This window comes from Alloyangia pacifica (assembly GCF_020524285.1).
Lineage (GTDB): Bacteria > Pseudomonadota > Alphaproteobacteria > Rhodobacterales > Rhodobacteraceae > Salipiger > Salipiger pacificus_B.
In genome coordinates this window covers 14,738-27,072 of record NZ_JAIVKX010000012.1, presented here as the reverse complement: position 1 = coordinate 27,072, position 12,335 = coordinate 14,738, and the positions used below count along the sequence as shown (strand labels likewise).

Below are 12,335 nucleotides of genomic sequence, written 5' to 3'. Positions count from 1 at the left end.
TGTCGCCCTGTCTGTCACGAACGCAAGCGATGCTCAATACCTGACAAAATCAATACAGAATGAAACTTCCCTAGGGGGAGCCGTGTTGCCGGTGAAACGGCCACCGGTCTCCGCACAGGGCAGCGGTTTCGGCCAGCATTGGGAGGCCAACTCTTTCACGCCGTATGGAGAGAAACCATTCTTCAGATGCTTCAATCACCGTGAAAGCACCAATCCCGCGGAGGGTCGAGAGGTGGGCGCCGGGCAAAGTGGGTGGCATCCAATAGAGTGGCAAACGGTGTCTGAGCAGGGGCCCTCGTCAATAGACCGCACCTTCCCGGGCCACGACGTGGAAAGCGCCGGACGATGCCGGCGCTTTCCCTTCTAGATGGTCCGGGTGGTCACTCGGCCGCCATGTTGGCGTCGCCCTGCTTGGCGCGATCGACCGTGTCGCCGGACAGGATGACGCTCGACTCGACGATGTTCGGGCCGGAGTAGCCGTCCGGCGGCAGGCCCCAGGCCACGAAGCCGTCGCCGGTCTTGGTGCCCATCGACGAGTGCCCGCCGACCTGAGCGACCACGAACTGATGGCCGTCGATCTCATAGCTCATCGGGTTCGCGTTGACGCCCGCATCGGTGCGCTCCTCCCAGACCAGCTCGCCGGTCAGGCTGTCGTAGCCGCGGATGTACTGGTCGAGCGCCGCGCCGATGAACATCATGCCACCGGCCGTCGCCAGCGGGCCGCCGTTGGACGGCGTGCCGATGGTGATGGGCAGGCCCATCTTGATCCCCAGCGGACCGGAATCCATCGCCGAGCCCATCGGCTGCTTCCACAGCACGTCCTTCGAGCGCAGGTCAAGCGCCGCCACGTAGCCCCAGGGCGGCGCAACGCAAGGCATGTCGAGCGGGCCCATCCAGGGGGCCTTCTTGGCGCCGTAGGGCAGGCCGATCTGCGGCATGAAGCTCTCCTTGTGGTTGCGCTTGTCGACCACCGATTTCGCGTCGGGGATGGTGTCGCGCGGGATCAGGTAGATCTGGTAGGGCAGCCGCTCGGAGTTGATGAGCATCAGGCCGCGCTCGGGGTCGATGGCGCCGCCGCCCCAGTTCATCCCGCCATGGTTGCCGGGATAGCCGATCGAGCCGATGCCGGTGGTCGGCGGGGTATAGAGCCCGTCATAGCGCATCTGGTTGAACTGGATGCGGCAGATCAGGTGGTCGAAGGGCGAGATGCCCCATGCGTCCGCCTCGGTCAGCAGCTCCATGTCGCCCTTGTTGGGCGCGCCCACGGTGTTGGGCATGTTGGGCGAGAGCGGCTGCGTGTCGGCAACCCAGTCGTCTGGCACGCCGGGCTGGTCCGGGGCGTCGTATTGCTCGATCGGCTCCAGCGGTTCGCCGGTTTCGCGGTCCAGCACGAAGATCGGCCCGGCCTTGGTGGCCTGGATGATCGCCGGGCGGGTGCCGGTCTCGGTCGGCCAGTCGACGAGGTTCATCGCCGGACCGATGTCGAAGTCCCACAGGTCGTGGTTCACGGTCCGGAAGTGCCAGCGTTCCTTGCCGGTGCGCGCGTCGAGCGCGATCACCGCATCGGTGTACTCCTCGTCACGCTCGGTGCGGTCGGCACCGTAGAAGTCGCCCGAGGCGTTGCCGGTGCCGACGAACACGAGGTTCAGGTCCGCGTCGGCCGCCATCGGCGACCAGACGTTCGGCGTGGCATGGGTGAAATGCTCACCCTCGGCCAGCGGCGCGGTCGGATCTTCGCGGCCAAGATCCCAGGCCCAGAGCATGTCGCCGGTCACCGCGTCGATGCCGCGCACGACGCCCGCGGGGGCGCGGTAGTCCTGGCCGTCGGTGATCTTGTGACCCACCACGGCCACCCCGTCGATGATCGTCGGTGCGGTGGTCACGCCGATGAAGCCCGGCACGTCGGAGTCGGTGTCCTGCGACAGGTCGTAGGCGCCGTTTTCGCCGAACGCGCTGCAGGCTTCGCCGGTCTCGGCGTCGATTGCCACGAGGCGGCTGTCCATGGTGCCCCAGATGAGGCGGGTCTGGCATTCCGCGACCGGCTCGGGGGCCTCGTAATAGGCGAGACCGCGGCAGATGGTGACGCCGTTGGTGAAGCGCGCTTCCGGGTCGACCTCGGGATCGAAGTGCCACTTCTCAGCGCCGGTGCCGGCATCGAGCGCAAAGACCTGCTGGCCGGTGGTGCAGATGTAGAGCGTGTCGCCGACCTTGAGCGGGGTGTTCTCGCCCGCGTAGCCGTACTTGGCGCCTGCCGGGCGGTAATCGCCGGTGTGGAATTCCCACAGCTTGACCATGCCCGCGGCATTCGCCGGGGTGATCTCCGCCGCGGGGGAGTATTTCTGGCTCAGGTTCGAGCCGCCATAGGCCGTCCAGCTTTCCGCGTCGTGCGATGCGGCGACTTCGCCATCGGTCTTTTCGGGGTTGCTGCGGCTGAAGCCGGTCGAAGTGCGTGCGGGATCCGCCTCGGCCAGATCAACCTCCGGATTCGCGAAGATCGGGATCAGGATGCACACCAGCATGATCGCCGGCACCGCCAGGGTGGCCCCGAAGTAGCGTCCGCGGGCGAGCGGTTTCTCGATGCTGCCGAACACGCGGCGGGACACCGGCCAGAGGGCCGCCATGAACAGGCCCATGACGATGAGCCAGTCGAAGCGCGGGATCATCGCCCAGCCATTCCAGCCGGTTTCGACAAGGCCCCAGATCAGGGTGACGAGGGACAGTGCGAAGAGCAGCCAGACCGCGAGGGCGGACTTGCGCAGGATCAGCACGCCGATGGCCAGCGTCGCGAGGGCGGCGAGGATGTAGTAGACGCTGCCGCCCGCGAGGGCGAGCCGCGCCCCAAGATAGAGGAGTGCGGCCCCGGTCAGCAGGGCCAGCACTGCGTAGACGAGCAGGAGGATGCCCGACCCGCGGAAGGATCTTTCTGTGTTGGTCATTGGTCCGTTCTTTCGCTCCATCTGCAAAACAGGCGTCGGACCTGCGAGGGGGAGGTGCGACGGAGCTCTGGGAGGTTCGTTATTGCGAGCATCGGAACATGGGGAACTGATGCATCAGATGCGCTTTCGCACGCTGGTATGGTAGTTGCAAGACAGATTGTCGCATGTGGCAGAGTGCCTCATGACATCGCGGGCCGGTTGCGGATGGATCGCCCCGACGCGCTGCTTTAGAGAAATGGACCAGTGCTCAATGATCCGGCGGTGCGCGATGAAGCCAGCAATCGAACCAATATCGGACAAGATCGTGGAGACATTGCGCGAGGACATCTACGCCCTGCGGCTGATGCCCGGAGAGCCGCTCAACCGCAAAGCCTTGCAGGCGAAATTCAACGTGAGTTCGACCGCGGTCCGCGATGCCCTGCAGGCGCTGAGCAGCGAGGGCCTGATTGCGATTCACCCGAGAGCCCGCACGATCGTGAGCCCGATAGACCTCGAAGAGGTGCGGCTGTCGGCCATCCTAAGGTTGTCGTTGGAGCTTGAGGTCGTCGAGATGGCCTGCCGGATGGAGGAAGACATCGGGCCGGAGTTCGATGCGATCCTGCGCGCTCAGGCCAGCGCCTTGGAAATCGGGGATTTCGGCAAATTCAGCCAACTCGATACCGACTTCCACCGCGGCCAATTCGAGGCCGTGGGAATGCTGCCCCTCTGGACGCTCATCCAGACAAGAAGCAGTCACTTGAACCGTCTTCGCCGCCTGAACCTCGGCGAAGCGGGCAACGCGCAGCTCTTGCTCGACGATCACAAGCGCATCGTCGCGGCGCTCAGGCGGCGGGATGCGGGTGAGGCGAAATCCATCCTGCGCGAGCACCTCACGCGTGGGCGACTTCGCATGGCCAAGTTTCAGCAGGAACGACCGGAACTCTTCCTGTAGATCCCGTGGAGGACGACGAAAGTCCGCGCAAGCCCCGACCCCATGTTGGTGTTCTTAGGCCGTGGGGGGCTGCTTCCCAAACCCGCCGCCTGGCACTTGGCAAACCTACCGCATGCCACAACGCCACCTCGACGGTTGGGCGGGCTTGGCATGCTCTGGACCGCGCGGCAAAGCCCGGAGGGAAGGGACACGATTTCGACAGCCCCACTTGAGACGCGCCGCCGTGTGCATCAGGCTGCGTGGGACTGCCGATGGAGAGGGAGGTTGCCGGTGATCGAGAAGGTCAGGACTATCGCGATGGTGAGTATCCTTGTTGCCGTAAGTGCCTGTGGCCGAGGGCCGCAGATTCAGCCCCTTTCCACGGGCTTCGTCGAAGGGCGCTTTTCTGCAAGCAACGCGGCCGTGCGCGCGTGCCGGGCAAAACTGGCGGCGGAAACCTCGGGCCGGCTGAAGGTCGTTGGATCGCGATCCTCCGGCGCCCGAAGCTCCGTCTACATGCGGATCGGCCCCAGCGGCGCGCCTTGGCAATGCTCGGTGGGGTCCGATGGGAGCAACCCCACCGTCGGCTTCATGGGGTACGGCGGGATGGCCTGAGGACGAGAAGGCAGGGCTCGCCCTGCCTCTCCCCCATCCAATGAAGACCTCAGCCCGGAAGCTGCGCCGACAGGAAGCTGTTGAAGGCATCCCAGCTCGCGACGTCGGCGCGTTCCTGGTAGCTGTCGGAGCCGAATACGGTGAACGCATGCGGCGCGCCGGAGAACACCTCAATCGTGTAGGTCGTGCCAGCCGCTTCGAGTTCCGTCGCGAGGGTGGCGACGTCTTCCATCTTGATGGATGTGTCCGCCCCGCCATGCAGCACGAGCAGCGGCGGCTCGTCTCCGCCCCAGGATTGCCCCTCGGGGGTGGTGAGGCCGCCGTGGAACGTCGCGTATCCGCTCGCCGTGTCAGCCATGTCGCTGCGGGCCATTTCGAGCGCCACCGCGCCGCCGAAGCAATACCCCGCGACCACCATTTGCTCGACGCTCGAGCGTGACAAGGCTTCATCCACGCCGGCCTTGATCAGGGTCCGCATCCGCTCCCGGTCCTCGTAGAGCGCACCGGTCGCCGCGCGCCGATGGTCCATCGTTTCCGTCGGCGTCGAGTCGCCGAACATGTCGAGGGCGAAGGCGTTGTAGCCCATATCGGCCAGCATGTTGGCTCTCTCACGCTCGTAGTCGGTCATGCCGTCCCAGTCGTGCATGATCAGCACGAGCCCCTTGGGAGATTCCGCTTCCGCCCAATATCCGGTGAATGTCTCATCATCGACGGTATAGGACACGTCTTCGGCCAATGCCGCCGTGCCGACCGCCGTGGCGGCCGCGATGGTCATCGAAGTGATAGCAATGCGCATGAATTCTCCCCTTGTGCGACCGGCCCGTCTTCGCGGGCATCGTGAGTAACGACTAAGGGGGAGGTAGCGCCGCGCGCCCCGGCGGCAACGCTCTTGCGGGCCGGGGCGGGGCGGCTTGGGCCGCGGTTCCGCCCTCTCCGGCCTCGATGCGAGCCTGCGCGATTGGAAGGTTGGCGCCGCGCCGCGTGCATCCGGGGGCTTACGTCCATCCCTTACGATGGGTAAGGAGGTGGCACGCGAATTCCAGACAGCAGGACACTTTATGGTAGCCCGCACTTCCAGCGCCGAAGCGCCGCGCCGGCCGCACCCGCTCGAGATTCTCGCCGCGCTCTGCGCCGGCAGCCTGCTGACGCTCATGCTGCTCAGCAACGGCATGATGGCGGCGCACACCACGCCGATCTTTGCCTCGCTCACGGCGCATGGTGTCGGCTCTCTGGTGGCGGTGCTGCTGCTGGGGGTGTTCTGGGTCCGCCGGCCCGCGCTGCGGCGCGGGCCCGGCGGTCGGGCCCCGCTCTGGGCCTACCTGGGGGGCATTTCCGGGGCGCTGACGGTGGTGGTCTCGACCGTGGTGGTGAACTCCTCGCTGGCGCTCACCGGCACGATGGCGCTGGGTCTCGCGGGGCAGGTGGCGCTGGCGCTGATCTTCGACGCCACCGGGGCGCTGGGACTGGAGCGCCGTCTGCCGCGACGCAACGATCTGCTGGCGCTGGCGGCGATCATCGTGGGCACGCTGCTGATCATCTTCGCGCGGGGGAGCGGCGCATGATCTGGATGGTGCTTCTCGGCATCGGCTCGGGCATGCTGGTGTCTCTGTCGCGGCAGCTGAACGGGCGGCTGGCGCTCTCGACCTCGGCGATGCAGTCCTCGTTCTGGAATCACCTGGTCGGCTTCGTCGTGCTGGTGCCCTGCGCGCTGCTCGCCGGCAGCCTGTGGCCCGCCGAAGCTGTCTCGGCGCATTGGTTTGCCTGGGCCGGAGGCGCCATCGGGGTGGTCTTCGTCGCCAGCGGAAGCTGGCTCATCCCACGCCTCGGGGCGGCGCTCACCGGCGGGCTCCTCGTCGCCGGGCAGATGCTGTCGAGCGTCGCGTTCGATCTGCTGCGCGGGGTGGATGCGATCCTGTGGATGCAGATTTCGGGCGTGGCGCTGATCCTGCTCGGGGTCTACCTGAGCCGCAGGGGCTGAGCCGACCTGACGCGCGGCACGGGGCTTGGCATTCCGTCTAAGAAACACGGTCTTGTAAGTTGACCATTTTTGTAGTGATTGGTAGCGCAAGGTGGCGCGACCGGTCACGCGGTCGCTCTGGAACAGTCAGAGGCGACATGACCATGAGTATCCCCCAGCAGATTTGGCCCGAAGATTTCGCGCGGCGCTATGTGGAAAAGGGCTACTGGCAGGGCGAGACCTTTGGTCAGATGCTCGACCGGCTGGCGGCGGCTCACGCCGAGCGCCTCGCCCTTGTCGCCGGGGACACCCGCTGGACGTATGCCGAGCTTGCCCGCCGCGCCCGCATCGCCGCCGAGGGGTTCGCCGATCTCGGGTTGGAGCCGGGCGACCGGGTACTGGTGCAGCTGCCGAACCGGGCGGAATTCCTCGCCGCCGCTTTCGGTCTCTTCTACGCTGGGCTGGTGCCGGTCTACGCGTTGCCGGCGCATCGCGAAACCGAGGTGCTGCATCTGGCCGCCAAGTCCGGCGCGCGCGCCTACGTGGTCGCGGACCGGCATGACGGCTTCGACTACCTGCCGCTGGCGCGTAGGGTTCTGGCCGAGGTCGAGGCCATCGCGCAGGTGATCGTCGCTGGCGAGGCGGCGGAGTTCATCGCCTTCGACAGCCTTGGGGACGCAGGGCTTTCCGCCCCGGTTCCGCGCAACCCGCGCGAAGTTGCCTTCCTGCAGATCTCCGGCGGCTCGACGGGCTTGCCGAAGCTGATCCCGCGCACCCATGACGACTATCTCTACAGCGTTCGCGCCTCTGCCGAGATCTGCGGCCTGAGCGACGCGAGCGTGTACCTTTGCGCGCTGCCCGCGGCGCATAACTTCCCGATGAGCTCGCCCGGCTATCTCGGCGCGCTGCACGCGGGCGGCACCGTGGTGATGAGCCCCAACCCGCAGCCCGAGGTCGCCTTCCGCCTGATCGCCGAGCACGGCGTGACGATCACCGGCCTGGTGCCGCCCTTGGCGCTGCTCTGGATGCAGGCCGCGCCGCGCAGCAAGCACGACCTGTCGAGCCTGCAGGTGCTTGGCGTCGGCGGGGCGAAGTTCATTCCCGAGGCGGCGGCAAAGGTCCGCCCCGTGCTCGGCTGCACTCTGCAGCAGGTCTTCGGCATGGCCGAGGGGCTGGTGAACTACACCCGTCTCGACGATCCCGAAGAGATCATCATCAATACCCAGGGCCGCCCGATCAGCCCCGACGACGAGGTGCTGGTGCTCGACGACGACGGCAATCCGGTGCCCGAGGGCGAGCCCGGCAATCTCTACACCCGCGGGCCCTACACCATCCGCGGCTACCACGAGGAGCCCTCGGCCAACGCCCGCAGCTTCACGCCCGACGGGTTCTACCGCACCGGCGATGTGGTGCGCCGCCTGCCCGGCGGCTATCTCGAGGTGCGGGGCCGGGCCGGGGACCACATCAACCGCGCCGGCGAGAAGATCTCGGCCGAGGAGGTCGAGGATCACCTGATCGCCCACGCAGGCGTCTTCGACGCCGCGGTGGTGGCTTTGCCCGACCGCTTCCTGGGCGAGAAGACCTGTGCCTTCGTGGTGCGCTCGGAAGAAGGCGAGGTCCAGTCGAAGGATCTCAAGGCCTTCGTCCGCGGTCGCGGCATCGCCGAGTTCAAGGTGCCCGACCAGATCGTCTTCGTGCCCGAATTCGAGACCACCGCCGTGGGCAAGGTCAGCCGCAAGGCGCTGCGCGCCGCGCTGAAAGAGAAATACCTGGAAAAAGGAGACGCCGCATGAGCCTCACGCAAGAGAAAATGCGCGCCGATATCGCCGAGGCGCTGGAGATCGCCCCCGAGGAGATCACCGCCGAGGCCAACCTCTTCGACCTGGGGCTCGACTCGATGCGGCTGATGTCGCTGGTCATGACCTGGCAGGACGAGGCCGAGGATGCGGATCTTTCCGAGATCTGGGAGCACCAGACCTTTGCCGGCTGGTGGGGCGTCGTCGCGGCCCAGCACGCCGGGGCCTGACATGGCGACGGGGCGCGCGGCTTTCCCGCTGACCGAGGCGCAGGAGGGTCTGTGGTACGCACAGGCACTGGACCGCGCGAACCCGATCTTCAACTGCGGCCAGTACATCGAGCTCCGCGGCCCGCTGGACGTGGCGCGCTTCCACCGCGCCTTCGACGCGGCGGTGGCGCAGAGCCCGGCGCTCCGTCTGCGCTTCGGCATGGAGGGCGGCGCGCCGCGGCAATGGCTGGCTGATGAGGCCCCGCTGCTTGAGGTGGTGGATCTCTCGGGGGCCGACCGTCCCGAGCACGAGGCACTGGCTCGGATGCAGGCCGACAGCGGTCGCGCCGTCGATCTGGCCGCGGAGCAGGCCGGGCGCTTTGTGCTCTACCTGCTCGGCGGCGATCGCGCTTTCTGGTACGAGCGCATCCACCATCTCGCCACCGACGGCTTCGGCATCGTGCTGCTGACCAACCGGGTCGGCGAGCTCTATTCGGCGGACACCACCGGCAAGGCCCCCGCGCCCTTCAAGGCGCTGGAGCCGGTGCTGGAGGAGGACGCCGCCTACCGCCAGTCCGACCGCCGCGCCGCCGATGCCGCCTTCTGGCAGGACGAGATGCGCGGGCTCGAAACGGTCGCCGGTCCCGCCGAGGGGCGGGCGGTCACCTCGGCGCGCTTCGACCGCGCGCGGCTGGACCTGCCGCCCGAGTTCTGCGAGGCGCTGAACTCGGTGTCCAAGGCCGCGGGCGTCGGCTGGCCCGATGCGCTCACGGTGCTGAGCGCCGCCTATTTCTCGCGCGTCTCGGGCGTGGGCGAGCGGGTTTACGGCCTGCCCTTCATGGCGCGCATGGGCACCAAGGCCGCCCGCGTGCCCTGCATGTGGATGAACGTGCTGCCCTACCGCTGCGAGCCCGACGAGGATGCGCCGCTGTCCGAGCTGCTGAAGACCGAGGCACAGCGGCTCGGCGCGCTGCGCAAGCACGGCCGCTACCGTTCGGAGCACCTGCGCCGCGACCTGCGCCGCACGGCCATCGACGCGCGGCTCTACGGGCCGATGATCAACGTGCAGCCCTTCGACATGCCGCCGCGTTTCGCCGGGCTCGAGGCGCATCTGCACATCCTCGGGGCCGGGGCGGTGGACGACATCACCGCCACCTTCCGCGGCGATGCCATCGCTTCGCTGTCGCTGGAGATCGACAGCAACCCGGCGCTCTACACTGCCGATGAGGCGCGCGCGCATCTCGACCGTCTGGCCGCCTTCCTCACCGCCGCACTTGGCGCGGCGCGGCTGGCGGACGTGCCCACGCTGACGCCTGCCGAGGAACGCTGGACGGTGCAGGAGGTCAATGCCACCGAGCACCCGATCCCCGAGGCGACTCTCACCGACCTCATCTGCGCGCAGATGCGTGCCACGCCCGAGGCGCCCGCGGTTGTCTACGGCGATACGACCCTCAGCTACGGCGAACTGGACCGCCGCTCGGCGGCTCTCGCCGCTGCGCTGCGGGCGCAAGGCGCCGGGCCGGGCAAGGTGGTGGCCACCGCGTTGCCGCGCTCCGAGCATCTGGCCGTGGCGCTGGTGGCGATCCTGCGCGCGGGCGCGGCCTATGTGCCGCTCGATCCCGAGAACCCGCCCGCCCGTCTCGCCGCGCTGCTCGAACGCACCGGCGCGGTCGCGCTGCTGGCGGAGGCGGATCTCGACGCCGGCGGTATGGCGCCCTTCGCACCCGAGGCATGGCCCGAGACCGGCGAGGCGCCCGAGCCCGGCACCACGCCGGACGATCTGGCCTATATCCTCTTCACCTCCGGCTCCACCGGCGAGCCCAAGGGGGTGATGATCGAGCACCGCGCCATCGTGAACCGGCTGCTGTGGATGCGCGATCACTACGGCATCGGCGCGCAGGACGTCATCCTTCAGAAGACGCCGACAACCTTCGACGTTTCGGTCTGGGAGTTGTTCCTGCCCTACCTCTGCGGCGCCACGCTGGTGTTTGCCGAGCCGGGCGCGCATCGCGACCCTTCGGCGATCGCCCGGCTGGTGCGGCGCCGGGGCATCACGACGATGCATTTCGTACCCTCGATGCTCTCGGCCTTCCTCGAGGCCCCGGCCTCCGAGGGGCTCGCGCTCACCCGCGTCTTCTGCTCGGGCGAGGCGCTGACCGCCGAGCATCGCAGCCGCTTCCACGCGCGGGTGAAGGCCCAGCTGCACAACCTCTACGGCCCGACCGAGGCGGCGGTGGACGTGACCTATTGGGACGCAGCCCCCGAGGACGACAGCTTGCCGCTGCCCATCGGCTTCCCGGTCTGGAACACCCGCGTGATGGTGCTCGACGCCCGCATGCGTCCGGTGCCGCCGGGGGTGCACGGGCAGCTCTACCTCGGCGGGTTGCAGCTCGCGCGCGGGTATCTCGGGCGTCCGGACCTGACCGAGGAGCGCTTCATTGCCGATCCCTTCCGCCCCGGAGAGCGGCTCTATGCGACCGGCGACGTGGCCTACCTGCGCCCCGACGGCGCGGTGGTCTACGCGGGACGGGCCGATCACCAGGTGAAGATCCGCGGCATGCGCATCGAGCCGGGCGAGATCGAGGGGGCGATCAAGGCGACCGGCCAGGTGCGTGATGCCGTGGTCCTCGCCCGCGCTGACGGCGGCGCGGACCCGCGCCTCGTGGCCTACGTGCTCACCGGGCCCGACTTCGACACCGCGCCGTTGCTGGCGGAACTGGCAACGGCATTGCCCTCGCACATGGTGCCCTCGGCGGTGGTGGCGCTGGAGAGCTGGCCGATGACCAGCTCGGGCAAGCTCGACCGCAAGGCGCTGCCCGCGCCGGTGCTGGAGATGCCGAAGGGCACGCCGCCGGTCGGTCCGGTCGAGGCGCGGCTCGCCGCGCTCTACCGCGAGGTGCTGCACCTGCCGCAGACCCCGGGCCGCGAGGCGGATTTCTTCGACCTCGGCGGCGACAGCCTGACGGCGTTGACGCTCAGCTTCCGTATCGAGGCCATCTTTGGTCAGGATCCGGGGCTCGGGCAGATCTTCGAGACCCCCGGCCTTGCCCAGCTCGCCCGCGCGCTGGAGATGGCCGATACGGCGCGGGCCGGCCTCTCGCCGCTGCTGCCCCTGGCCGAGGGGGAGGGGGCGCCGCTCTTTATCCTTCACCCGGCGGGTGGCCTCGGCTGGGGATACCGGCGGCTGGCGCGGGCGCTGAGCGCGCCGCGCCCGGTCTACGCCGTGCAGTCGCCACTTCTGACGGGCGAGGCGCTGCCGGGCAGTCTGCGCACGCTCGCGGTGGACTACGCGGACCGGATCGAGGCGCAGGCGCCGCAGGGGATGATCCACCTTGCCGGCTGGTCGGTCGGCGGGATCCTGGCGCAGGAGATCGCGGTGGAACTGGCCGCGCGCGGGCGCGTGCCGGGGCTGGTCGCCATGCTCGACAGCTACCCCGCCGAATGCTGGCGGGCCGAGCCGGAGCTGTCGGACGCCGAGGCGCTTCGCGCCTTGCTGGTCATCGCCGGGCATGATCCGGACAGCCATCCCGAGCTCGACAGCCGCGCGGCGGTGGTGGGGTTCCTCAAGCAGGGCGGCACGCCGCTCGGCAGCCTGCCCGACGCGGTGCTCGACGGGGTGGTGCAGCTTGTCACCGGCACCAACCGTCTGATCCGGAATCATGAGCACCGGCGCTACGGCGGCACCCTCACCCATGTCCGCGCCGCGCGGGACCACGCCGGGCGCGACCTGCACGCGGGGCTCTGGGACAGCCACGCGGCGCGGGTCGAGGCGCTCGACCTGCCGCTGCTGCATCCCGAGATGGTCTCGCAGGTGGCGGCCGATGCGCTGGGACCGGAGTTTTCGGCGCGCATGGCGCAGGCCGAGGCGGAGGGTCGGCGGCAGAGGCGCAGCGCCTGAGTTGCGGCGCGGTC

General features: G+C 68.5%; 9 protein-coding genes. 7 read left to right on the top strand and 2 right to left on the bottom strand.

From position 1 onward, the window contains the following. Positions 1-380: 380 nt before the first annotated feature. A complete protein-coding gene (locus LC039_RS16990; RefSeq protein WP_226626673.1) occupies positions 381-2,936 on the bottom strand; it encodes a membrane-bound PQQ-dependent dehydrogenase, glucose/quinate/shikimate family in 2,556 nt (851 codons plus the stop codon). 268 nt (positions 2,937-3,204) lie between these two features. On the opposite strand from LC039_RS16990, the gene LC039_RS16985 reads away from it, so the two are divergent. Next, positions 3,205-3,867, top strand: coding sequence for a GntR family transcriptional regulator (locus LC039_RS16985; RefSeq protein WP_226626670.1), 663 nt, complete (start codon positions 3,205-3,207; stop codon positions 3,865-3,867). Between the two features lie 270 nt (positions 3,868-4,137). Further along, positions 4,138-4,461, top strand: coding sequence for a hypothetical protein (locus LC039_RS16980; protein ID WP_226626669.1), 324 nt, complete (start codon positions 4,138-4,140; stop codon positions 4,459-4,461). Between the two features lie 49 nt (positions 4,462-4,510). Here LC039_RS16980 and LC039_RS16975 read toward each other — a convergent pair whose 3' ends face one another. Then, the gene (locus tag LC039_RS16975; RefSeq protein ID WP_226626667.1) at positions 4,511-5,257 is read right to left on the bottom strand and encodes a dienelactone hydrolase family protein; all 747 of its coding nucleotides are present in this window, start codon (positions 5,255-5,257) and stop codon (positions 4,511-4,513) included. Between the two features lie 262 nt (positions 5,258-5,519). Here LC039_RS16975 and LC039_RS16970 point away from each other — a divergent pair, with 262 nt between their 5' ends. From LC039_RS16970 to LC039_RS16950, 5 genes are all read left to right on the top strand, one after another. Further along, positions 5,520-6,023, top strand: coding sequence for a DMT family transporter (locus LC039_RS16970; RefSeq protein WP_226626665.1), 504 nt, complete (start codon positions 5,520-5,522; stop codon positions 6,021-6,023). Beyond that, positions 6,020-6,439 carry a DMT family transporter gene (locus tag LC039_RS16965; protein ID WP_226626664.1) on the top strand — a complete coding sequence of 140 codons (420 nt, stop codon included), beginning with the start codon at positions 6,020-6,022 and terminating at the stop codon, positions 6,437-6,439. Before LC039_RS16970 ends, LC039_RS16965 begins: the two co-directional genes overlap by 4 nt. A gap of 143 nt (positions 6,440-6,582) precedes the next feature. After that, positions 6,583-8,211, top strand: a complete 1,629-nt coding sequence (locus LC039_RS16960) for a (2,3-dihydroxybenzoyl)adenylate synthase (RefSeq protein ID WP_226626662.1) — start codon at positions 6,583-6,585, stop codon at positions 8,209-8,211. Further along, positions 8,208-8,444, top strand: a complete 237-nt coding sequence (locus LC039_RS16955; protein ID WP_226626661.1) for a phosphopantetheine-binding protein — start codon at positions 8,208-8,210, stop codon at positions 8,442-8,444. The genes LC039_RS16960 and LC039_RS16955 overlap by 4 nt, the downstream gene beginning before the upstream one ends. 1 nt (position 8,445) lies before the next feature. Beyond that, entirely contained in the window at positions 8,446-12,321 is a 3,876-nt protein-coding gene (locus tag LC039_RS16950) for a non-ribosomal peptide synthetase (RefSeq protein WP_226626658.1), read from the top strand. Positions 12,322-12,335: the final 14 nt, after the last annotated feature.